This is a genomic window from Actinorectispora metalli, from assembly GCF_056323685.1.
Genome location: NZ_JBREYE010000001.1, coordinates 126,143 through 149,034, shown reverse-complemented (window position 1 = coordinate 149,034; position 22,892 = coordinate 126,143). Strand labels below are relative to the sequence as shown.

Annotated in this window: 21 protein-coding genes; 14 read left to right on the top strand and 7 right to left on the bottom strand. The window is 68.9% G+C overall.

Annotation, left to right across the window (positions count from 1 at the left end):
- Nucleotides 1-220: 220 nt before the first annotated feature.
- Nucleotides 221-439 (bottom strand): hypothetical protein, encoded by a 219-nt coding sequence (locus ACU6XJ_RS00735; RefSeq protein ID WP_476305734.1) that lies wholly within the window; start codon nt 437-439, stop codon nt 221-223.
- Nucleotides 440-1,166: 727 nt separating this feature from the next.
- On the opposite strand from ACU6XJ_RS00735, the gene arsB reads away from it, so the two are divergent.
- Nucleotides 1,167-2,267 carry an ACR3 family arsenite efflux transporter gene (gene arsB / locus ACU6XJ_RS00730; RefSeq protein ID WP_476305733.1) on the top strand — a complete coding sequence of 367 codons (1,101 nt, stop codon included), beginning with the start codon at nt 1,167-1,169 and terminating at the stop codon, nt 2,265-2,267.
- Between the two features lie 52 nt (nt 2,268-2,319).
- Here arsB and ACU6XJ_RS00725 read toward each other — a convergent pair whose 3' ends face one another.
- On the bottom strand, nt 2,320-2,829 hold the full coding sequence (locus ACU6XJ_RS00725) for a hypothetical protein (RefSeq protein WP_476305731.1): 510 nt from the start codon (nt 2,827-2,829) through the stop codon (nt 2,320-2,322).
- Between the two features lie 182 nt (nt 2,830-3,011).
- On the bottom strand, nt 3,012-6,377 hold the full coding sequence (locus ACU6XJ_RS00720) for an AfsR/SARP family transcriptional regulator (RefSeq protein ID WP_476305730.1): 3,366 nt from the start codon (nt 6,375-6,377) through the stop codon (nt 3,012-3,014).
- Nucleotides 6,378-6,500: 123 nt separating this feature from the next.
- Between ACU6XJ_RS00720 and ACU6XJ_RS00715 the strand changes: the two genes are divergently transcribed.
- From ACU6XJ_RS00715 to ACU6XJ_RS00670, 10 genes are all read left to right on the top strand, one after another.
- The gene (locus tag ACU6XJ_RS00715) at nt 6,501-7,280 is read left to right on the top strand and encodes a PE-PPE domain-containing protein (protein WP_476305727.1); all 780 of its coding nucleotides are present in this window, start codon (nt 6,501-6,503) and stop codon (nt 7,278-7,280) included.
- 116 nt (nt 7,281-7,396) lie between these two features.
- Nucleotides 7,397-8,545: a carboxylate-amine ligase gene (locus tag ACU6XJ_RS00710; RefSeq protein WP_476305726.1), complete on the top strand. Its 1,149-nt coding sequence runs from the start codon at nt 7,397-7,399 to the stop codon at nt 8,543-8,545.
- A gap of 86 nt (nt 8,546-8,631) precedes the next feature.
- The gene (locus ACU6XJ_RS00705) at nt 8,632-8,847 is read left to right on the top strand and encodes a hypothetical protein (RefSeq protein WP_476305724.1); all 216 of its coding nucleotides are present in this window, start codon (nt 8,632-8,634) and stop codon (nt 8,845-8,847) included.
- A 173-nt stretch (nt 8,848-9,020) separates the two neighbouring features.
- Nucleotides 9,021-9,641: an ANTAR domain-containing response regulator gene (locus tag ACU6XJ_RS00700; protein WP_476305721.1), complete on the top strand. Its 621-nt coding sequence runs from the start codon at nt 9,021-9,023 to the stop codon at nt 9,639-9,641.
- Between the two features lie 330 nt (nt 9,642-9,971).
- Nucleotides 9,972-11,210 (top strand): branched-chain amino acid ABC transporter substrate-binding protein, encoded by a 1,239-nt coding sequence (locus ACU6XJ_RS00695; protein WP_476305719.1) that lies wholly within the window; start codon nt 9,972-9,974, stop codon nt 11,208-11,210.
- A gap of 92 nt (nt 11,211-11,302) precedes the next feature.
- On the top strand, nt 11,303-12,232 hold the full coding sequence (locus ACU6XJ_RS00690; protein WP_476305717.1) for a branched-chain amino acid ABC transporter permease: 930 nt from the start codon (nt 11,303-11,305) through the stop codon (nt 12,230-12,232).
- Complete coding sequence (locus ACU6XJ_RS00685; RefSeq protein WP_476305714.1) at nt 12,229-13,932, top strand: branched-chain amino acid ABC transporter permease; 1,704 nt, start codon at nt 12,229-12,231, stop codon at nt 13,930-13,932. Before ACU6XJ_RS00690 ends, ACU6XJ_RS00685 begins: the two co-directional genes overlap by 4 nt.
- Complete coding sequence (locus ACU6XJ_RS00680) at nt 13,929-14,774, top strand: ABC transporter ATP-binding protein (protein ID WP_476305712.1); 846 nt, start codon at nt 13,929-13,931, stop codon at nt 14,772-14,774. Before ACU6XJ_RS00685 ends, ACU6XJ_RS00680 begins: the two co-directional genes overlap by 4 nt.
- Nucleotides 14,771-15,490, top strand: a complete 720-nt coding sequence (locus ACU6XJ_RS00675; protein ID WP_476305711.1) for an ABC transporter ATP-binding protein — start codon at nt 14,771-14,773, stop codon at nt 15,488-15,490. Before ACU6XJ_RS00680 ends, ACU6XJ_RS00675 begins: the two co-directional genes overlap by 4 nt.
- Nucleotides 15,491-15,574: 84 nt before the next feature.
- Entirely contained in the window at nt 15,575-15,916 is a 342-nt protein-coding gene (locus ACU6XJ_RS00670; protein ID WP_476305710.1) for a DUF2511 domain-containing protein, read from the top strand.
- A 187-nt stretch (nt 15,917-16,103) separates the two neighbouring features.
- Here the strand turns inward: ACU6XJ_RS00670 and ACU6XJ_RS00665 are convergent, their stop codons facing one another.
- The 3 genes from ACU6XJ_RS00665 to ACU6XJ_RS00655 are packed head-to-tail and all read right to left on the bottom strand — an operon-like array spanning nt 16,104 to nt 17,866.
- A complete protein-coding gene (locus ACU6XJ_RS00665) occupies nt 16,104-16,703 on the bottom strand; it encodes a LysE family translocator (RefSeq protein ID WP_476305707.1) in 600 nt (199 codons plus the stop codon).
- Complete coding sequence (gene lepB / locus ACU6XJ_RS00660; protein WP_476305706.1) at nt 16,700-17,422, bottom strand: signal peptidase I; 723 nt, start codon at nt 17,420-17,422, stop codon at nt 16,700-16,702. Before lepB ends, ACU6XJ_RS00665 begins: the two co-directional genes overlap by 4 nt.
- A 33-nt stretch (nt 17,423-17,455) precedes the next feature.
- Nucleotides 17,456-17,866 carry a hotdog fold thioesterase gene (locus ACU6XJ_RS00655; RefSeq protein WP_476305705.1) on the bottom strand — a complete coding sequence of 137 codons (411 nt, stop codon included), beginning with the start codon at nt 17,864-17,866 and terminating at the stop codon, nt 17,456-17,458.
- A gap of 119 nt (nt 17,867-17,985) precedes the next feature.
- Between ACU6XJ_RS00655 and polA the strand changes: the two genes are divergently transcribed.
- Together polA and ACU6XJ_RS00645 are read left to right on the top strand one after the other, a co-directional pair.
- Nucleotides 17,986-20,631, top strand: a complete 2,646-nt coding sequence (polA, locus tag ACU6XJ_RS00650; RefSeq protein WP_476313741.1) for a DNA polymerase I — start codon at nt 17,986-17,988, stop codon at nt 20,629-20,631.
- Nucleotides 20,632-20,685: 54 nt separating this feature from the next.
- Nucleotides 20,686-21,075 carry a VOC family protein gene (locus tag ACU6XJ_RS00645; RefSeq protein WP_476305703.1) on the top strand — a complete coding sequence of 130 codons (390 nt, stop codon included), beginning with the start codon at nt 20,686-20,688 and terminating at the stop codon, nt 21,073-21,075.
- Here ACU6XJ_RS00645 and ACU6XJ_RS00640 read toward each other — a convergent pair.
- Nucleotides 21,072-21,926, bottom strand: a complete 855-nt coding sequence (locus ACU6XJ_RS00640; protein WP_476305701.1) for a PIG-L family deacetylase — start codon at nt 21,924-21,926, stop codon at nt 21,072-21,074. The two genes, ACU6XJ_RS00645 and ACU6XJ_RS00640, sit on opposite strands and share 4 nt — an antisense overlap.
- A 135-nt stretch (nt 21,927-22,061) precedes the next feature.
- On the opposite strand from ACU6XJ_RS00640, the gene ACU6XJ_RS00635 reads away from it, so the two are divergent.
- Nucleotides 22,062-22,664, top strand: coding sequence for a P-loop NTPase family protein (locus ACU6XJ_RS00635; protein WP_476305698.1), 603 nt, complete (start codon nt 22,062-22,064; stop codon nt 22,662-22,664).
- The last annotated feature ends 228 nt before the right edge of the window (nt 22,665-22,892 follow it).

The window sequence follows — 22,892 nt, the reverse complement described above, 5'->3', positions numbered from 1 at the left end:
CGTCGGCGCCCCAGCGGATGGCGTTGGGAGGCCTAGCCGTCACGATGTCGATCGTCACCGGCACCGGCGCGGCCGGGGTCATGACGATCCGTCGTGTCGGCTCACCTGTGACTGCCAGCCGTAGTTGGCACCGTGTAGGCCAGTCGTAGTGGCCTTGCATGTCGAGATGTCAGTGATAGGTGCACCATCGGTCTGTGCTGCTTGGCACACCGTCTTCTTGTCAGGCACCGGGCTGCGTCGGGACCTGCACCGGCTTCCCGTCGTGCGTGCCGCCCCTGCACTGCCAGGTCTTCCCGTCCTGGTCCGGCATCGGCAACCCTCCGCCGAGGAAGCACTGCACAGCCGTGATCTCCTCCGGCTGCGCCATCGCGGGCGCGGCGACACCGACGCCCAAAGCCAGAACCGCCCCCACCAGCATCGTCGTCGTCCGTCGCATCATGACCGCTCCTGTTCGCCGCTGGTGCCAGCATCCCCGACTACCCCCCGGGCGAAACCACAGACCGATGCGACTGCATCCCGACGTGTGACACCCGGCTGTGTCCCTTCATCGTGGTCTGTGGATGGAGGGCGCGGACGGATCGCAGGGCTGTCTAGGCGAGGAGTGGGTGCGGTTCGGCTGGAGGATCAGTGGGTCGGCTACGTGCGGCGCCGCTCAACGGCCTACACGCCGAGATCGCCGGCTTGACAACACCCATGTAGGTCCTGATGCCATTAATGGCTGACAAGTGCCACCTACGACTGTCTCACATCACGACCGCCACGCGGCGTATCGAACATGAGCATCGTTGCCGCTTGCCGCAGCTCCGGCGGTGGGTGCGGGCGCCGGTATCACTGTGCCGCCCGTAAGGTCACGGGCTCGGCGCCCGGGGTCGAGGCGCAGATTGTTCCACCGCCGCCCCGGAATCCAGCCGCTGCCTGAGCTTCCGCCGCTGCCCGAGGTTCCCCAGTTGCCGGAACTGCCCGAGCCGCCGCTGCCCTGATGGGTTGACACCGGTTGAACCGAACTCCGGCCCCGATCCCGATCCGCTCACATCATTGCAGCGTGATATCACTCGACGGTACTCTGTCGCGGGCTGCGTGCCGACCCACCCCGGGTCGCGCCGATTCGACGAGGACATCATGGCGCCTGCGGATCACGCCGAAGGCAACGCCGACCGCAGGAGACCATGCCCGTGAGCACCACAAGCCCCGCCCGCCCCGCCGAACCCGACGTGATCCACAAGCTGTCCTTTGTCGACCGCTGGCTCGCGCTGTGGATCCTGCTCGCCATGGCGGCGGGACTGCTGCTCGGCCGGGTCATCCCCGGACTCCAGGGTGCGCTCGACGCTGTCAAGATCGACGGTGTGTCGCTGCCGATCGCGCTCGGGCTGCTGCTGATGATGTACCCGGTGCTGGCCAAGGTCCGCTACGACCGGCTGGACAGCGTCACCGGGGACCGTCGCATGATGGCGCTGTCGTTGGTGCTCAACTGGGTGCTCGGCCCGGCGCTGATGTTCGCCCTCGCCTGGGCGCTGCTGCCCGACCTGCCCGAGTACCGCACCGGGCTGATCATCGTCGGACTGGCGCGCTGCATCGCCATGGTCATCATCTGGAACGACCTGGCCTGCGGTGACCGCGAGGCCGCCGCCGTGCTGGTCGCCTTGAACTCGGTGTTCCAGGTGTTGGCCTTCGGTGTGCTTGGCTGGTTCTACCTTGACCTCCTGCCCGGGTGGCTGGGCTTCCAGACCGCCCAGTTGGACATCTCCGGCTGGGAGATCGGCAAGAGCGTCCTGGTCTTCCTCGGCATCCCGCTGCTGGCGGGCTATCTGACCCGGACCTTCGGCGAACGGCGCCGCGGCCGGGAGTGGTACGAGACGAAGTTCCTGCCCCGGATCGGCCCGGTCGCCCTCTACGGACTGCTGTTCACCGTCGTGATCCTGTTCGCCCTGCAGGGCAGGACGATCACCTCGCAGCCGCTGGACGTGGCCCGCATCGCGCTGCCGCTGCTCGCCTACTTCGCCGTCATGTGGGCCGGTTCCTACGCACTCGGCCGCGCCGCGGGCCTGCCTTATGAACGCACCACCACGCTGGCGTTCACCGCCGCGGGCAACAACTTCGAACTCGCCATCGCGGTCGCGATCGGCGTCTTCGGCGTCACCTCCGGCCAGGCGCTGGCGGGCGTGGTCGGCCCGCTCATCGAGGTGCCGGTACTCGTCGCCCTCGTCTACGTCAGCCTCTGGCTGCGCAAGCGCTGGACCGGCGCCCCCACCGAGGCCCGCCGAGGCTGAGCCGGACGCTGCCGAGAGGTCGCGGCGGGCGCGACCTCTCGGCATTCGGCAGTCACCAAGTGCACTGCACGATCAGGTCGTCCAGAAGTAGCGGCGCGTCCCTTGGCTCGCTGCCGGACAGCGTGATGTTGATGAACACCCGGTGATTCCCGCCCAACGCCCACCGCTGGGTGAAGACCGGCTGATAGCCCCCCGACGCCGGGAAGTTCTTGGAGGCGAAGTCGATGGCGTTTCGATTGCTGTCGTAGACGAACAGGTACACCGTCTGGTTCGCGTTCGGTTTGACGTGGATCTGCGCGGCGCAGGTCGCGTGGCCCGGCACGTTCGTCGGCACCCAGATCCCTTCCGACGGGGCGCCGTTGTCCGCGACGAGGTAGCCGTTGTTCGTGCCGGTGCGCGCATGGCCACCGAACATGAAGCCCGACGTCCCCCCGCTCGGCGTGAGTTCCCACCTCGTCCCGGGATTGCCTTCGAATCCGTCGTTGAACTGCATGAGATCCGCGTGCGCGGTCCCGCCGCCTGCGATGAGAACCGCTGTCGACACGACGACGGCGGTGAACAACGTCCCCAACCGGCGGAATCGTCTGGTAGCTCTGATCATGCTTCCCCCTGGCACGTAGTGAACGACTCGGCGGTTCGCCGAACCCTTGCGAGAAGAGGTCTACCGCCGACGGGTTGTCCGGTCCTGAGCGTCCACGCCGGACAAACAACCGCCGCACAACGCAGCGGTCGTGCCGCGAAAACTCAGGCGGTCGAGGACTGCGGCCCGCGGACCAGCTTGTCGCGGCACGCGGTCGCCTGGGCGAGCAGGCCGCGGGCGCCGCAGGATTCGAACAACGCGGCGCTGTCCGCGATTTCGGCCGCGGCGTGCTCTGGGCTGCCCGCGCCGGTCAGGCTCAGTCCGGCGCGCAGTCGGGCGCGGCCCTCCTCCAGCCGCAGCCCGGCGGCCCGGAACGCCTCCGCCGCGCGCAGCGCGAGTTCCGCCGAGCGGGCAGGGTCGGCCGCGGTCAGCGAATGCGCCCGGACCAGGTCGGCCATCGCCGTGTTCGTCGCGTGCGCGGGGTGGCGGACGCGCTCGGCGCGGTCCGCCCATTCGGCGGCGGCCTCGGGCCTGCCTTGGCAGGCCTCGGCGTTGGCCAAAGCTTCGAGCAGGACGAGCATCTCCGTCTCGTCCCGGACCACGAACTCGTACTCGTCGCAGGCGGCCTGCACACTCACCCGCCCGGCGTCGAGGTTGCCCGCGTAGACCAACGCGAGCCCCGGGGCGCAGCGGGCCATGATCGACGTCCAGTCCTGGCGCGTCGCGGCGAACCGGGCCGCCTCGACGCCTGCCTCCAGCGCGGCGGCTCGGTCACCGGCCCAGCCCAGCACCAGCGACTGCGCGGTCAGCGCGGGCGCCATTGTCTCCGGCAGACCCACCAGCCGCGCGACCTCGACGGCCTCGCCTGCCAGCGTGGTCGCCTCGGCCAGCCTGCCCATCCGGCCCAGCAGGAACGCTTTCGCGGCGGACAGGGCGGCCACCACGTGGTGTTCCAGCACGTAGTTCTCCCCGCAGGCACGGGCGATCCCGATGGTGCGGTCGATCCGCGCCAGCCCGGCGGCGTGCCTGCCCGCCTTCACCTCCAGCCAGCACAGATAGGCGCTGGTCTCCAGCCAGGCGATGGTTCTGGCCGGGTCCACCTCCCGTAGCAGCCGGTCGGCGAGGTCGAGGTGGGACAGCGTGGCCGGGATGTCCCCGGAAAGGTAGGCGGCCATCGTCCGCAGCACCGCCACCGCGAACCGCAGCGCGGCGCCCAGTTCCAGCTTCTCCGCCTCGTCGAGCAGCAGCGACGCCTCCGCCACCTCGCCGCTGCTGAGGTGCTCCACAGCCAGCCTCAGGTGCAGCGGGGCGGCCTCGGCCGCGAGCCGGTCCGGCAGCCGGGGCAGTTCGCCCAGCAACATGGCCTTGGCCGTTCCCGGCGAGCCGAGCAGCCGCTCCACTGTCGCGCACAGCCGCACCGCGGTCAGCCTGCGGCCGTAGTCCTCGGCGGGGATGAGCGCCAGCAGTCGCCGGGTCGTCTCGATGCCCTCGGCGCCCTGCCCGCCGAAGCACTGGGCGTAGGACAGCAGCATCAGCAGGTCCAGGCGCACCGGCAGCGTTTCCGGGGTGTCCGGCACCAGGCGGCTCACGGCCTCAAGGTTGGGGCGCTCGGTCCTCAGCCAGGCCAGCGCCTGGTCGCGGGTGGTGAACTCCGGCGCTCCGGTCGTGCCGCGGAATGAGCGGTCGGTGAGACCTGGCACCGGGAACACCGTGCGCACCGCCTCCGCGCCCGCCGCGCGGTAGTGACCCACCATCCGCTCGACCGCGGCCTGCCGTTCCACCGCCGGTTCCTCCTCGTGGGCAACCGCACGCGCATGCTCGCCGAGCAGGTCGTGCAGTTGGTAGCGGCCGGGGGAGGGCTGGGTGAGCAGGTGGACGTCCAGCAGCTGCTCCAAGCCCGCTTCGGCGTCGGCCCAGGCGACCTCGGCCAGGGCCGCCACCAGCTGGGCGTCCCAGTGCGGACCGGGCAGGAGTCCCAGCAGCCGGAACAGGCGCTGCCGGGCGGGGTCCAGCTGTCGGTAGGACAGCGTGAACGCCGCGGCGACGCTGCGGTCGCCCGCCGACAGCTCCGCCAGCCGTCGCCGCTCGTCGCCCAGCCGGTCGGCCAGGTGACGCACCGACCACGCGGGTCGGGTGCGCAGCCGCGCGGCGGCGATCCGCAGAGCGAGCGGCAGGTACCCGCACAGCCGGGCGACCTCCGCGACCGCGTCGGGCTCGGCCGCTACCCGCTGTGCACCGGCGACCCGGCGCAGCAGCGTGATCGCGTCCTCGGCGGGCAGCAGGTCAAGCGACAGCGAGCAGCCGATGTCCAGGTCGGGCAGGCGCCGCCTGCTCGTGATGAGCGCGAGTGAACTCGCTGTGCCCGGCAGCAGCGGCCGCAGCTGGGCCGCGGTGGCGGCGTTGTCCAACACCAGCAGGACCCGACGCGTCGCCAACTCGGCCCGCCACCGCGAAGCGCGCTCCTCCACCGAGTCGGGGATCTGCTCGATGGGTACGCCGACCGCGCGCAGCAGACCCGCCAGCGCGGTGCCCGGCGCCACCGGCTGATGGCCTTCGGAATGACCGTGTAGGTCCAGGAACAGCCGCCCGTCCGGGTAGCGGTCCGCCAAGCGGTGGGCGGCCCGCAATGCCAAGGCGGTCTTGCCGACACCCGCCATGCCGTCGATCGCGGCTACCGCCACCCCGGCCCGAGCGGCCACCCCGGCGAACAGCCGCTGGATCTCGCCGTCGCGGCCGGTGAAATCGGCGACGTCACCGGGCAAATCGTGTCGCGGTGCGCTCCCGGTCGGCGTGGCGTGCGCCAGCGACCGGTCCGACCGCAGGATTCGCTGGTGCAGCTCCCGCAGCGGCGGACCGGGGTCGGCCCCCAGCTCCTCGGCCAGCCGCAGGCGGATGCGCTGGTACCGGTCCAGCGCCTCGGCCTGACGTCCGCAGCGGTACAGCGCGAGCATCAGCTGGGCGGCCGCCCGTTCATCCAGCGGCCGCAGGTCGACCTGGGCGGACAGCGTGGGCAGCAGATCGGCGTGCAGGCCGCAGCGCAGCCGGACGTCGGTGTGGTCGAGTTCGGCGGCGAGCCGCTCCTCCGCCAGCGCCGACCTTGTGGTGGCCACCCACGTGCCGTCCAGACCGGCGAACGCCTCACCCCGCCACAGGCCGAGCGCCTGCCGGTAGAGGGCCGTCGCCCTGCCGTCGTCGGCCGCCCTGGCCCTGGCCAGCAGGTGCCGGAAGCGGTGCAGGTCCACCGACTGCTCATCCGCGTTCAGCTGATAGCCGCCGGGGCTGCGGCTGATCGTCACCCCCGGTGCCAGCGCCGCCCGCAGCCTGCCGAGATAGCCGTGCAGCGCGTTGCGGGCCCGGCTCGGCGGCTCCTCCGCCCACACCCGGTCGATCAGCTGCTCCACCGATACCGGGTGGTTGACCTCGACCAACAGCGCCGCCAGCACACATTTCCGGCGGGCATGGCCGAGATCGACCGGCCTGCCGTCCACCGTCGCCTCGACACCGCCAAGCAGACGGAACTCGACCGTCACCAATGCCCCCTCAGCGCTTTCCACCTCAAGCCCAGCGACCGCGGTTTCATCGGGATTTCAGCGACCGCCGATAGCGTCCGTCCCCGCAGATCGAAGCGCTTTCAGCGCGGGAAGGACGATACCGTGAACAAGCCAAGGGGGGCCCTGGCGATCGGGGCGGCGGTCGCGACGCTCGTCGCCGGACTGCTCGGCACGGCGACAACGGCGACTTCGGCGGCGCAGGCCGAGAACGCCCGCTACTACATTCTCATCGGCGGCACCTGTGACGGTGCCGCGAACGTGTACAACGACGCCTGGCTGCGTGGCGGCGTCAAGCGGGTGGTGCACTACCCGGCGGGAGCGGCGGGACTGCCCAACTGCGACCAGACACCGATGGACCAGAGCGTGGCGATCGGCCACCAGCAGGCCAGGCGCGTGGTCCAGGACTCCTTCCACGAGAACCCCGGCGCCGAGTTCACCGTCGTCGGCTACTCGCAGGGCGCGCTGGTGGCGAACCTGGTGCTCAACGACATCGCCGACGGCAACCTCGGCGTCGACCGGTCCCGGTTCAGCGCGAAGATCTTCGCCGACCCGATGCAGCCGGTGGGACCGCCGGGACGCGGGATCAGCGCGGTGCTGCCGCCCGGCGCGGGCGCGCCATCGCCGTTCGGCGGATACGTGTCCTTCGGGCCTGGCCGGACCGACTTCGGCGGCATCCCGTTCATCCGGTACTGCATCGAGACCGACGGCGTCTGCCACTTCGACACCCTCGAAGCGCCGGGCGGCTACATCGTGCAGCACCAGTGCTACCAGTGGGCCCGGCCGACCGACGGGCGCTCCATCATGGAGGACACCATCGCCGACGGCGTGTACATCAACGGCTCGCACGCGCTGCCCAGGCAGAACTGCGGGATGCCTGCCTGAGCGGTCCCGACCGAGCCCGGCCCCGCGTGTGCAGGGCCGGGCTCGGCCGTTTTCGCACCCAAGGGAGCGGCCGTGCTCAGCGCGACAGGCGGGCCGCCACCCCTGATCATTGAGCCATGACCGGCAGCGGAGACCAGCCGAGGATGGGCGTCGAGGAAGAGCACTTTCTGGTCGACGCGGTCACCAGAGCGGTCGTGCCCGCCGGGCCTGCGGTGCTGGAGCGGGCGGTGCCGCTGCTCGGCGACCTGGTCGCGGGGGAGTTCACGAAGTGCCAGCTTGAGGTGCGCACCGAGCCCTGCTCGACCGCGGGGCAACTGCGCGAGCAGCTGATCAGGGTGCGTCGAGGGGCTGCCGCCGCGGCGGCCGGGGAGGGGCTGCGGCTGTGTGCCGCGGCGACCCCGGTCATCGGCGCGGGAGAGGCGTCTATCATCGACGACGACCCGCGGTACCAGTCCGCCATCGGTCGCTACCGCCTTGCCATCGAGGACGCCGTGCTCTGCGCGATGCACGTCCACATCGAGGTGCCGGACAAGCAGGAGGCGGTGCTGGTCGCCAACCACCTGCGGCCCTGGCTGCCGCTGCTGGTGGCGCTGTCGGCCAACTCCGCCTTCTACGACGGTCAGGACACCGGCTACGCGAGTTGGCGGTCGATGATCCGCACCCGCTTCCCGTCGCTGGGGCCGCCGCCCTACGCGGAGTCGATGGAGCACTACGACCAGCTTGCCGCCGCGATGTTCGAATCGGAGGCGAGCCCGACGAAGGAGGTTCCGCTCTGGGACATCCGCCCCCATCCGAGGCTGCCGACGTTGGAGATCCGCACGATGGACGTGCCCGCCGACGTCGAGCACACCGTGGCGCTCGCGGTCGTGGTCAGAGCCCTCGTGGTCGCGTCCCTGGAGCTGGTGCGCGGCGGTGACCCAGGGCCGCGGCCGTGCAGTGAACTGCTGCGCGCGGCCTACTGGAGGGCCTCGCGGGACGGCTGGTCCGGCTCCGGCATCGATCCGCTGTCCGGCACGCTGCGGCCGATCGCCGAACAGGCCGACCGGCTGATCGCCTACATCCGTTGGGCGCTGGAGAAACACGGCGACACCGACACCGTGGCAGGCCTGCTGAACAGCCTGAACGTGTCGGGTACCGGGGCGGACCGACAACGCGCCGCCGCGGCGCGCGGCGATGCGACCAGGGTGGTCGACGAACTGACCGCCCTGACCTGCGCCAATTCGGGCGAGTGCCTCACCGGCCAGCCAGGAGTTTCCAGGGTGTAACTCGAACGGGTGGCCCGGAACCGGCGGCGGGAGCGGCACGACCAACCGTCTGATCACCTCCCACCCCCCGGTGAAACGGAGTCCCGATGGACTTGAGCGAACTGCGGCATGTGGCCACCTTCTGCGGAAGCTGCGACTGCGGCTGCCCGGAGCTGTACCTGGACAGCGCGGCCCCCGATGAGAAGCGGGTCGTCATCACCGACGACTTCGGGCAGCGCATCCAAATGAGCATCGAGCAGTTGCGGGTGCTGATCGACGATGTCAAGTCCGGTGTGCTGGACGAGGTGCTCAAGGCCGCCTGAGGTCCCCGGGTCCTGGCCGGTGGCGCGCCGGTCAGGGCCCGCGCACAGCACCGCGTGTGATATCCGACGGCGCGACACAACCGGGGAGCGGCTGAGCAGCCGGATTCGGCTACTGGGCGGTAGGCTTTGGGCTCGCTCGACGCGGTCGGGCAGGCGCGATCAGGGAGGCAACGGTGACTCAGCAGGCTGGTGACGCACAGGGCGCGGTTTCACAGGACGTCCAGACAGCCAAGCGGGTGCTGGTCGCCGAGGACGAGGCGCTCATCCGGTTGGACCTGGTCGAGATGCTCCGCGAGGAGGGCTACCAGGTCGTCGGGGAGGCCGCCGACGGCGAGCAGGCCGTGGACCTGGCCAAGGACCTCAAGCCCGATCTGGTCATCCTGGACGTCAAGATGCCCAAGGTGGACGGGATCGCCGCCGCGTCGACCATCGCGGGCGAGCGAATCGCGCCGGTCGTCATCCTCACCGCGTTCAGCCAGCGCGAACTCGTGGAGCGGGCCCGCGACGCCGGCGCCATGGCGTACCTGGTCAAGCCGTTCGTCAAGCGCGACCTCATCCCCGCCATCGAACTGGCCATGTCCCGGTTCGCCGAGGTCACGGCCCTGGAAGCCGAGGTCGCGGGCCTTCAGGACCGGCTGGAGACGCGCAAGCTCATCGAGCGCGCCAAGGGACTGCTGATGGCCCGCCAAGGCCTGTCCGAGCCGGACGCGTTCCGGTGGCTCCAGCGCACCGCGATGGACCGCCGCTCCACCATGCGCGACGTGGCCAAGGCCGTGCTGGAGAGCCTCAACTGAACACCGGCGTTACCGCGGTGATCGTTTTTGTTAACAAGCTGCTCCATTTGGCCTGTCCGGACCAGGCATTTGGATACGCGAAAGTTCCGTGATGCTTCAACTTGACGAAGCAATTCTGCTGGTATTTACTGATCGACTTTTTGTCGCGCGCCCTGATCGTCTCCGGTTATCGCGAAAGCGTATACATATCCGTTGCGTTCTGGTCACAAGCCCCCGCTCCCGATGACTATTTCCGACTTCATCGCTTAGGTTCCGCGCATGCCCCGCGTGTGTGCTGGGGCACAGCGGTCAGCGCGAAGCGCGCGGCCGGGTGAGAGGGAGGAGCATCACGTGCGGAAACAGACAATGAGGGCCGCAGTGGTGATGGCGGGGGCCTTGTTGGTGGCTGGGTCGGCGGTCGGCTGCGGCACCAACAAGACCGAGAGCGGTGGCGGCGGAGGCGGCAACTGCGACACCAGCAAGGGAACGCTGGTACTCGGCGTCATCGCACCTTTGAGCGGTAACCTTTCCGCACTGGGCCTCGGCATCAAGAACTCCGCGCAGTTGGCCGTTGACCAGGCCAATGAGAAGTGCGCGGTCAAGGGCTACAAGCTCGCGTTGCAGGCAGAGGACGACCAGGCCACCCCGCAGATCGGCGCGCAGGCTGCCACCAAGCTCGCCTCCAGCGAGCAGGTCGCCGCGGTCATCGGAACCCTGAACTCCTCCGTCGCCCAGAGCGTCCAGCCCGTGCTGGCGCAGGCCAATGTGCTCATGGTCTCTCCGGCCAACACCAACCCGTCGCTCACTCGCGGCGGGGAGTACGCTACGGCGCCTGCACGGCAGTTCAAGAACTATTTCCGGACCTGCGCCACCGACGACCTGCAGGGGCCATTCGCCGCCCGGTATATGACGACCAAGGGCGGAAAGAAGAGCATCGCCATCATTACCGACGGCAAGACCTACGGTGATGGCCTCGCCGCCGAGTTCAAGAAGGAAGCGGTGGCGAACGGCGCGAAGATTGTTGGTGAAGAAAAGGTTGGCGAGAAGGACACCGACTTTTCCGGGGTGATCGCCAAGGTCAAGCCACTGGCTCCGGACGCGGTTTACTACGGCGGCGAGTACCCGGCAGCGGGCCCGCTGTCCCGGCAGATGAAGGACGCCGGTCTGAACGTTCCGCTGATGGGCGGCGACGGCATCTTCGACCCGAAGTTCATCGACCTCGGCGGCAAGGACGGCGACCTGGCCACCTCGGTCGGCGCCCCCGCGGAGAAGCTGGCCTCATCGAAGTCCTTCGTTGACGCCTACAACGCCAAGGGCTTCAAGGAGAGCTTCAGCGCCTACGGTGCGTTCTCCTACGACGCGGCCAACGCCATCATCGGCGCGCTGGGCAAGACGCTGGAGTCCGGCGACTGGGCCAAGGACAAGCGCGACGCCCTGATCACCAACCTCGCCGCGTACACCGGCCAGGGCGCCACCGGTGAGGTCAAGTTCGACCAGTACGGCGACAGCACCAACAAGCTGCTGACCGTGTACCAGGTGGGCGGCGGCAAGTGGACCGACGTGGACACCGGGACCTACGAGAAGAAGTGATCGTCACCCCGTCGTGCCCGGTGGAGCCGCCTCGGCTCCACCGGGCACACGTCACTACCGGCTATCTGGGGGACTTCACAGGGAGGTGACCCGTGGCGACGCTGCTACAGCAGTTGTCCAACGGTGTCGTGTTCGGCGCGCTGATCGGGCTGATCGCGCTGGGTTACACGATGGTTTACGGCATCATTCAGCTCATCAACTTCGCCCACGGCGAAGTGTTCATGGTCGGCGGCTTCGCGGCGCTGGCCACCTATTCCTACGTCCTGCCCGACGGTCTCAAGCAGACCTGGTACCTGACACTGCCGCTGATGATCATCGGCGGTGCGCTGGTCGCGGTGGTGATCGCGGTGCTCATGGAGCGACTCGCGTACCGCCCACTGCGAGGCGCGGGCAGACTCGCACCGCTGATCACCGCCCTCGGCGTCTCGGTGGCGCTGAAGGAAGCGGTGCGGATCTGGTATCCGGGGGCCACCGCGGCGGTGCCCTTCCCGCGGACGTTCGTCGACCACCAGTTCGTGATCTCGGTGCCCGGCGGCACGCTGAACATTCCGGCCACCGGCGTGCTGCTGGTCGCCGTGTCGCTGGTGCTCGCGTTCCTGCTCCAGACCTACATCAACACCTCGCGGATGGGCCGGGCCATGCGTGCCACCGCCCAGGATCCGGACATCGCGCGGCTGATGGGCGTCGACCCGAACCGGACGATCGTGCTGACCTTCGTCTTCGGCGCGGTCCTCGCCGGTGTGGCGGGCGTGCTGTACGGCATCCACCTGACCAACCTCGACACCGAGATCGGCTTCCAGAACGGCATCTTCGCGTTCACGGCCGCGGTGCTCGGCGGCATCGGCAGCATCCGCGGCGCCGTCATCGGAGGCTTCATCATCGGCCTGATCAAGACCATGGGCGGCCAGTACCTGCCCGGCGGCGCCCAGTACGACTACGTGTGGATCTTCGTCCTGCTGATCGTGGTGCTGGTGTTCCGGCCGCAGGGCCTGTTCGGCGAGACGGAGAGGGTGCGCGCATGAACAGGTTGTCCGCACTGATCAAACCCGCCTTCGCGCGGCCGCTCACGATCGCGGGGGCCCTGCTGCTCGTGGTCGCGGCGCTGCTGCCGTGGGCGACGTTCGTCCTCAACCAGGGCGCCTACCCGGCCAAGGCGACCCTGCCGTACTTCGACGCGCCGTTCGCCGTGATCGAGTACCGGGCGCATCTGCTGCTGCTCGGCCTGCTCGCGGCGCTCTACGCCATCGTCCGGGCGCTGCCAGGACAGGGCAGGGTGCTGCGGGCGATCGGCTGGGGCGCGCTGGCCGTCTCGCTGATCAACATGGCGTTCATCGCCGTCAAGGGCGGCGGCCTCGGGGCACTCGGCCTCGGCCCCATCGCGGGCGCCGTCGGTGGTCTCGTGTTGGTCCTGGGCGGGATCGCCCTCGGCATCGGGGAGCCGGTCCGCTTCTCGCCGAACCAGTCCCGCTGGGTGGCCTGGCCGCTGCTGCTGGTGTCCTTCGCCGGTCTGCTGGTGATGGTGTCGATGGTGCTCACCGCGGGCGGCGAGGGCGGGGTGGCCAATCCGCACGCAGGCGCGATGTTCCTGTCGTTCCTCGGTTTCGCGGGCGGCCTGCTCGGCGCGCTGCACGGCGCTGGCGTCCTGACCTGGATCGGCAGGGTGTCCGAACTGCACCGCGGGTTCTCCATCGTGGTGCTGCTCGGATGCGCGCTGGCGCTGCCGTTCACCGAGGCGGGCAGCCAGTACTGGATGACGGTGGCGGCCAACATCGGCATCTACGCGGCGACCGCCATCGGCCTGAACGTGGTCGTCGGGCTCGCGGGCCTGCTCGACCTCGGCTACGTGGCCTTCCTCGGCATCGGCGCGTTCGTCGCGGCCAACGTCTCGGGTGCCGCGGCGGCGGCCTTCGACATCCGGCTGCCGTTCATCGTGGCCGCGGTGCTGGCGGCGATCGTCGCCGGGATCTTCGGCGGGATCGTCGGTTCGCCGACGCTCCGGGTGCGGGGTGACTACCTCGCCATCGTCACCCTCGCGTTCGGCGAGATCTTCGTCCGCAGCGCGCAGAACGACATCGGCGGCCTGACCAACGGTTCCAACGCCATCCCCAACATCCCCGAGGTCAACCTCTTCGGCTTGGGGTTCAGCCAGCCGCTGGAGTTGGGCGGCATCTCGCTGCCCAGCGGAGTGCTGTACTACGCGTTGATCGTGGTGCTGATCGCCGCGGTCATGGCGGTGTTCGCGAACCTGAAGAACTCGCGCATCGGCCGCGCCTGGATCGCAATCCGGGAGGACGAGGACGCCGCCCGCGCGATGGGCATCGTCACCGGACGGGCCAAGATCCTGGCGTTCGTGGTCGGTGCGACCCTCGCGGGCCTCGCAGGCGCGGTGTTCGCGCACAAGACGAGCACGGTCGCCTACAACAGCTTCCAGTTCATCGAGTCGGTGACGCTGCTGGCGGCGGTGATCCTCGGCGGCATGGGCACCATCCCCGGTGCCGTACTGGGTTCGTCGCTGCTGTTCGTGCTGCCGGAGAAGCTGCGTGAGTTCAACGAGTACCGGCTGCTGTTCTTCGGTCTGGCGCTGGTGCTGATCATGCGGTTCCGCCCGCAGGGTCTGGTGCCCGATGAACACCGCCGGGCGGAACTGGTCGACGAGGACCCCGAGGGGCGCGCGTTGGACGAGGTAGTGCCCGCCGGTTCGCTGAAGGAGGCGAAGGCATGACCGCTCCGGCCGAGGAGAAGACCGCCGCGGCGGCGGAGAAGACGACCGTGCTGCTGGCGGACAACGTGACGATGAGGTTCGGCGGTCTGGTCGCCCTCCAGGATGTCTCGATGAGACTGGAGCAGCGGCAGATCGTCGGTCTGATCGGCCCCAACGGGGCGGGCAAGACCACCTTCTTCAACTGTCTCACGGGTCTGTACACGCCCGCGGAGGGCCGGGTCACGCTGCACGGCAAGGAGTTGCCGCACGACCCGGCGCGAGTGACGCAGGCCGGGATGGCGCGGACGTTCCAGAACATCCGGCTCTTCCCCAGCATGACCGCCCAGGAGAACGTTCTGGTCGGCAGGCATGTGCGGATGAAGCAGGGCCCGATCGCGTCGGTGTTCCACGGCCCTCGCTACCGCAAGGGCGAGGCAGCGGCGAAAGAGCGGACCCGCGAGCTTCTCGGCTTCGTCGGCTTGAGCCGGGTGGAGCACGAACTCGCCCGCAACCTGCCCTACGGCGACCAGCGGCGGCTGGAGATCGCCCGCGCGCTGGCCACCGACCCCTCGGTGCTGCTGCTGGACGAGCCCACGGCGGGCATGAACCCGCAGGAGACGGAGGCCACCCGCAAGCTCATCTTCGCCATCCGCGACCTGGGCGTCTCGGTGGTGGTGATCGAGCACGACACCAAGTTCATCTTCACACTCTGCGACCGGGTTTCCGTGCTGGTGCAGGGAAAGCTGCTGGTCGAAGGCACCCCCGACGAGGTCCGTGGCGATCCGCGGGTCATCGAGGCCTACCTCGGCAAGCCGCCGGAGGAAGTCCGCGAGGTGGTTCAAGCCGCCGGAGGAGAGTCATGAGCCTGCTCGAAGTCCGCAACCTCAGCGTCGCCTACGGCGCGATCGAGGCGGTGCGGGACGTCTCGTTCGAGGTGGAGTCCGGCCAGATCGTCTCGGTGATCGGCAGCAACGGCGCGGGCAAGACCACCACCCTGCGCACCATCTCCGGTCTGCACCGCCCCCGAGCAGGCGAGATCTTCTTCGACGGCAAGCCCATCCACGGCCAGCCCGCGCACAAGATCCTGGAGCGGGGCCTCGCGCACTGCCCCGAGGGTCGCAGGCTGTTCCCGAGGATGACGGTGGAGGAGAACCTGCTGCTCGGCGCCTACGCCCGCCGGGACAGCGGCATCGCCGCCGACATCCAAAAGGTCTACGACCTGTTCCCGGTGCTCGGCGAGCGCAGTACCAACAAAGCGGGCCTGTTCTCCGGCGGCGAGCAGCAGATGCTCGCCATCGGCCGCGCCCTGATGTCCAAGCCCCGGCTGCTCATGCTGGACGAGCCCTCCATGGGCCTCTCACCCATCATGACGCAGAAGATCTTCGACACCATCAAGGAACTGTCCGCGGCAGGCACCACGGTGCTGCTGGTCGAACAGAACGCCCTGGCGGCACTGGCCCTTTCGGACCGCGCCTACGTCATCGACCTGGGCCGCACCACCTTGGAAGGCCCCGGCACGGAACTCCTGGCCGACCCCCGCGTCCGCGCGGCCTACCTCGGCGAGGAACAAACAGTGTGAGCAACACCCGTGAGTGGCAACCGAGGCCGCGACCGAGGTTGCCACTCACGGGGTTCCATCGGACACAGTCCGCGGGAGGTCGCCATGGCGGCGATGTTTGCTGGAATCGCCGCTGTCGTCCTACTGGCCGGTTGCGCGTCATCGGACAGCGGCAACAGCAGCGAAGCCCCGGAGAAAGCACCGGGTGCTATCTCGCGCGCCGAATACGGAGACGCATGGCCGCTCACGGTGGATCACGGGCAGCTGGTGTGTGAGCCACCATCGCGCGCGATTTTCGTCGATCCTGACGGCAACAAGTGGGGGCTCAACGGGATGGCAATCGGGCGCGGCTATCCACCGATCGACCCGATCTGGGCCGATTCGGACAATCCGGTGTTCAAGAAGAAGCCCTTGATCCTCATCCAAGATGCGCTGGAGTTGTGTTGACCAAGTCGAGCGAAGCCGCCCAAGTGGAGTAGGGCGACCTCCCACCGGTGTCTGGCCGCCTTCTGAATCCAAAAGCCTCTAGCGGGGAACCTGAATTCGGCTTCTACGATGCGCCCCCAGGTCGACATCATGATCCCCCAGGGGGACATCATGTTCGCCTGGGTCGACATCATGCCGCTGCGGCCATTCAGGCCACAGCGGAGGCGATCAGCACGGCACCGGAGCCCAGCATGAGTAAGGCCGACGCCATGCCGATCGCGGTGTGGGCCTTGGGGCTCAGGCGGTGGCGGGTGAGGCCGACCAATACCCCCAATCCCGCTTTGCTGCCGATCAGCAGCAAATAGAACGCGGCGACGAAAGCTGCGGCCGCGCTTGGGGTGAGGTGCCAGGCGGCGATGGTGATAGGGCCACCGACGGTGACCCAGAACAGCCAGGGGTGCGGGCTGAACAGGTTCACCAGCACCGCCTTGCCGAATCCGGGCGGCGCTGGTTGCTCGGTGGGGGAGCGGCGCAGGCTGGTGCGGGCGGCGTCCACGCCCAGCCACAGCACCAGAACCCCGCCGCACAGCGTCAGCGCCATCAACACCGAGTCCGACACCAGCGACGCCGCCAGCAACGAGACCACCACGATCGGCAGGTCGCTGGCCAACGGCACCGCGCCGACCGCCGCACCCGCGAGCGGACCGCCGCGCAACCCGGCGAGGACCACCAGGCTCAGCATCGGACCGGGCGCCAAACCCGCCCCGAGCCCCAGCGCGGCGCCGAGCGCGGCCTTCTCCAGGATCATGGCGTGCCGCGCATGGGCCTGGTGACCAGCGCGAACACCCCGACGATGAACACCACCGCTTGCACGACCGTGGCCAGCGTGATCACCAGGAATGCGACCACCAGCGGCCAGGCCTGCGGGCCCGGCAGGGGAGAGGCGGAGATCCACACGACCTTGCCCTCGATCTCCTCAGGCCCGATCGAACCCTGCTCGGCGGTGTCCAGGGCGGAGCGGGAATCCACCGCGTTCCCCCGGTCGTCGCCGAGCACGAAGTATCGGCCTGGCGGCACCACCGTCTCGAACGGCACGAAGCGCAGATCGTCCGGCAGCAGCGGGTTCAGCGGCGCGACGTAGTCCTCCCGCACCGGCTGCCCGTTCACCAACAGCCGGTCCAGGGCATCACAGCACACGATCGTGTCATCCCCGACCCCGATCACGCGGCGCAGATACACCCCGTCGGAGGTGGCCCGCGGCCAGCCGGGCGCGTGGTGGATGATCAGGTCGCCGCGTCCGACTCCACCGGACAGGCCGTCGGTTGAGTACACGGCCGAACCCGCGGGCGCCGTGCCGCCCATCGCGTTGCCGGGGATGCGGTGGTAGTCGTAGTTGCCGCCGATGTAGAGCGCCGCGGCCACCTGGATGAGCAGGCCGAGACCCACGGCGAGCAGCGCCAGCCGCCACCAGGTCTTGGCCGGTCGACGCGGCGGCTCGGCCGCATCCGGCTCGTCGAAGATGTCCACCTGCTACCCCCTTGAGCGCGGACATCGTATAGGTCACGAACCGGGCGGACGCTCCCGCAGGATGCAGGTCAGCCGCGAGGTGCAGGTGCGCTTGCCGTCCTCGTCGGTGATCACGATCTCGTAGGTCGCGGTGCTGCGACCGGTGTGGATCGGCCTGCACACCCCGTTGACCCGGCCGGACCGCGCGGCGCGGTGGTGGGTGCAGGACAGCTCCAGCCCGACCGCGATGGCGTTCGGCGCGGCGTACAGCGCGGCGGCGAGCGAGCCCAGTGTCTCGGCGAGCACCGCGTTGGCGCCGCCGTGCAGCAGGCCGTAGGGCTGGAGGTTGCCCGCGACGGGCATCGTGCCGCGCACCTCATCCGGCTCGGCGTGCGTGATGTCGATGCCCATGCGGTCGGTGAGCTGATCCACATCCAGGCCGCCAGGCATCTGAACACCCGCCATGCCATCCTCCAAACCGGTGAAGTCGGAAACTGTCAGGGGCTCACCCTAGACTCGCCTCCGTGAGTGAACCCGCGGGTAGTGTCCAAAATCGCCGCCTTCTCCTGATCGACGGCCACTCGATGGCGTATCGGGCCTTCTTCGCCCTGCCCAAGGAGAACTTCCAAACCGGCACCGGACAGACCACCAACGCGGTCTACGGGTTCACCTCGATGCTCATCAACCTGCTCCGCGACGAGCAGCCCACCCACCTGTGCGTGGCATTCGACGTGTCCAGGCAGACCTTCCGCACCGAGGCCTACGCCGAGTACAAGGCCAACCGCAGCAGCACCCCCGACGAGTTCCGCGGGCAGGTCGGCCTCATCAAGGACATCCTGGCGGCGCTGTCGATCTCGCAGTGCAGCAAGGACAACTACGAGGCCGACGACATCATCGCCACCCTCGTCACCCAGGCCGAGCAGCAGGGCTTCGAGACCCTCATCTGTACCGGCGACCGGGACGCGTTGCAGCTGGTCACCGACCACACCACGGTGCTCTACCCGGTCAAGGGCGTCTCCGAGCTGGCCAGGTTCACCCCGGCGAAGGTCCAGGAGAAGTACGGCCTCTCGCCCGCGCAGTACCCCGACTTCGCGGCGCTGCGCGGCGACCCGTCGGACAACCTGCCCAAGATCCCCGGCGTCGGCGAGAAGACCATCACCAAGTGGATTCAGGAGTTCGGCTCGCTGGCGGGCCTGGTGGACCGGGTGGACGAGGTGAAGGGCAAGGCCGGTGACGCGCTGCGCGCCAACCTGTCGTCGGTGCTGCTGAACCGGCAGCTCACCGAGCTTGTCCGCGATATGGAGCTGGAGTTCACTCCCGAGGACCTCGCGGTGCGGCAGTGGGACCGCGACGCGGTGCACCGGCTGTTCGACGAGCTGGAGTTCCGCGTGCTGCGCGAGCGCCTGTTCGCCACCCTCAGCAGCGCCGAGCCGGAGGCCGAGGAGGGCTTCGACGTCCAGGGCGAGCTGGTCGCGGCCGGTTCGGTGGCAGGCTGGCTGGCCGAGCACGCCCGCACCGGGCACCGCATGGCCCTGTCCGTGCAGGGCCAGTGGCTGGCGGGCAGCGGGGACCTCAGCGGCCTGGCCATCGCGGGCGCCGAAGGGCAAGGCGGCTACCTGGACGTCACCGTGCTCACGCCCGAGGACGAGCGGGCGCTGGGGGAATGGCTGGCCGACGAGTCCGTGCCCAAGGCCGCGCACGAGTCCAAGCTGGCGATCCACACGCTGCGGCAGCGCGGCTGGGACCTGCGCGGCCTGACCAGCGACACCGCGCTCGCCGCCTACCTGGCGCGGCCGGGACAGCGGGCCTTCGACCTCGCCGACCTGGTGCTGCGTTACCTCAAGCGCGAGCTGCGCGCCGAGGAGGCCGACAACGGCGGCCAGCTCTCGCTGCTGGCCGACGAGGACACCGACGCCGCCAAGGCCGCCGACAACGAGGTACTGCGGGCCCGCGCCATCGCCGAGTTGGCCGACGCGCTGGACGCGGAGCTGTCCAGGCTGGGCGGCGCGAAGCTGCTGGCCGAGCTCGAACTGCCGCTGCTGGGCGTCATCGCCGACCTCGAGGACGCGGGCATCGCCGTGGACAGCCAGCAGCTTGCCGAGCTGGAGGCGCATTTCGCGGGGCGGGTGAAGCAGGCCGCGCAGGACGCCTACGCGGTGATCGGCAAGGAGATCAACCTCGGCTCCCCCAAGCAGCTCCAGGTCGTGTTGTTCGACGAGCTGAACATGCCCAAGACCAAGCGCACCAAGACCGGCTACACCACCGACGCGGACGCGTTGCAGAACCTCTACGAGCAGACCGAGCACCCGTTCCTGCACCACCTGCTGGAGCACCGCGACGCCACCCGCCTGAAGTCCACGGTGGACGGCCTGCTCAAGTGCGTCGCCGACGACGGGCGCATCCACACCACGCTGCACCAGACCATCGCCGCCACCGGCAGGCTCAGCTCTACCGACCCGAACCTGCAGAACATCCCCATCCGCACCGAGGAGGGCCGCCGCATCCGCGGCGCGTTCGTGGTCGGCAAGGGCTACTCGGAGTTGATGACCGCCGACTACAGCCAGATCGAGATGCGGATCATGGCGCACCTGTCGGAGGACGAGGACCTGATCAAGGCGTTCCGCTCCCGTTTCGACTTCCACGCCGCCACCGCCGCCACCGTCTTCGGTGTCGAGCCGACCGACGTGACCAATGAGCAGCGCGCCAAGATCAAGGCGATGAACTACGGCCTCGCCTACGGCCTGTCCGCGTTCGGGCTCTCCGGCCAGCTGCGCATTCCCGTCGAGGAGGCGCGCGGCCTGATGAAGGAGTACTTCGAGCGCTTCGGCGGCATCCGCGACTACCTCCAGGAGGTGGTGGAGCGGGCCCGCAAGGACGGCTACACCGAGACCATCCTGGGCCGCCGCCGGTACTTGCCGGACCTCAACAGCGACAACCGCCAGCGCCGCGAGATGGCCGAGCGGATGGCGCTCAACGCCCCGATCCAGGGCAGTGCCGCCGATATCATCAAGGTCGCCATGCTCAAGGTGCACTCGGCGCTGACCGAGACCGGTCTGCGCTCGCGGATGCTGCTTCAGGTGCACGACGAACTGGTGCTCGAGGTGTTCGACGGGGAGCACGAGCAGGTCGAGGCGCTGGTCAGGGAGCAGATGGGCGCGGCGTACGAACTGGACGTTCCGCTGGAGGTCTCCGTCGGAACCGGCTGTTCCTGGGACGCCGCCGCCCACTGAATCGGGCTCGGGTTAGCCTGTCGGCCGTGATCGACGGCTGCCCCGGAGGACGATTTGATCAGGATTGACCGGCTGGACCACCTGGTGCTCACGGTGGCCGACGTCGAGCGCACGGTCGACTTCTACCAGCGCATCCTGGGCATGCAGCCGGTCATCTTCGGTGAGAGCCGGATGGCGGTGGCCTTCGGCCAGCAGAAGATCAACCTGCATCCGGCGGGCGATCCCTACGAGCCGAGGGCGACCCACCCCATCCCCGGCTCCGCCGACCTGTGCCTGATCACGGCCTCGCCGCTGAGCGAGGTCCAGGAACACCTCCGCGCGAACGGCGTGCGCATTGAGCAGGGCCCGGTCAGCCGCACCGGCGCCCTCGGACCGATCGTGTCGCTGTACTTCCGCGACCCCGACGGCAACCTGATCGAGATCTCGCGCTACGAGGACGCCTAGAACCGGTACTGGCGGTGCAGCCAATTGCGGTAGGGATTGGCGGTGTCGCTCTTGCACGATTCGACCGTGCGGCACAGGCCGGGGTCGGGATCGTGTGCGGCGTAGGCGATGAAAGCCCTGATCTTGTCGTCCAAGACCTGCCCCGAGACGTTCTCGGGGCGTTCCAGCGAGCTGTAGTCGAGGTAGCCCACCAGGCGGTGCGGCTGAACGCCTGGGCCGCGGCTGGCGGCGTCGGCCACCTGTGCGCCGAAGATGTGGTCGGCGTGGTTGGCTCCTATCACCCCGCGGCCGTCCTGAATGCGAATCCGATTCGGGCGGAAGCTGCGAATCTCATTGGCCACCGTTTCGACCAACTCGGCCTTCGTGTACGAAGTCCGCTGTCCGGCAAAAGCCAGCAATGGGCGTATTTGCGGAATTTCGCCATTCCATAGCCGCGCTATCGATTCGTGGCCGGTACTTGGGTAACCCGTGCCGCGGGGATTGCCGTCCGGCAGCCGCAGCGCGACCAGTTCCACACTTCCGGAGAACCAGCGGGTGACACCGTTGACGGTGCGGTCCTCCCGCCATTGGGCCCCGCCCGCCATCGTGGCGTAGGCCTCCTGCGCGCCGCGGTGACGCGTGTTCATCCGCTCCACGCCGAGCCCGGCGTCGCCCGCGGTGAGGTACACGGTCTTCACGCATTCCCGCCGCCGGATCGAGGTGAGCAGGTCGGGCGACTGGAACAGCAGGTCATCGTCCTGATGCGCGACGATGTGCATGCTCCGCACACATCCAGCCGCCGTCGCGGCAGGCGCGTTGACGATCAGGCCGCCCAGCAGGGACAGGGCGGCGATTCCCACAAGCAGGCGCATTGGTCTCTCCCCAGGGTTGAACACCGACTGTCGCATCCCCAGCCCCCGCCATGGCCGATCAAGACAGAATCCCGCCACAGACCCGCAGGTAAATTGCGTGCGTTCAGTGGGTTCGGCCGGCTAGTGTGCCTGGCCGTGCCACTACAGGGTTTCGCCGATCCGTTGCCGGGACGCCCCCGGCGCATCCTCGTCTCGGGCACCTCCGGGGCAGGGAAAACGACGCTTGCCCGCACCATCGCCGAACGGCTGGACCTGCCTTACACCGAACTCGACTCGCTTTTCCACGGCCCGAACTGGGTGCCGCGCCCCGCCTTCGAAGCGGAGGCCGCCGCCATCGCGGCAGGCGCGAACTGGGTGAGTGAATGGCAGTACCGCGGCGTGCGGCCGATGATGCTCGCCCGCGCCGACACGGTGATCTGGCTGGACCACCCCTGGCTCACCGTCAACGCCCGGCTGATTCGCCGCACCGTGAGCAGGCGGCTGCACCGCACCGAGCTGTGGAACGGCAACCGCGAAAGTCCGCTGTGGACGATCTTCACCAGGTCCGACCACGTGGTGCGCTGGGCTTGGCAGACCTACGGCCGCAACCGGCGCCGGATCATCGAACTGGCCGACTCGCCTGCGGGGGAGCGGGTCACCATCGTCCGCCTGCGCGGTCAGCGCCAGGTCGACGCCTGGCTGGACGGGCCATTGCGGGCGGCTTCGGCCGACGTGGTGCATTCCCAAGATCTGGAATAGGAAATATTCTTCCCAGTTCTCGGAAGAGTTAATCTCGGGGTATTGGGCGTGCCAACGATGGCGAACTGCAATGATCTTGACCGTATCGCACGGCTGTCGCCGGTGAAGCTCTCAGCGGATGATCTCCGCAGTGAGGAATAACCGACGTTCGTATTCGGCGATACCCGTAATGGCGACGTGAATCCGCTGTCTCATCCAAGGCGGAGACGACCGAATGGACGGATCAGA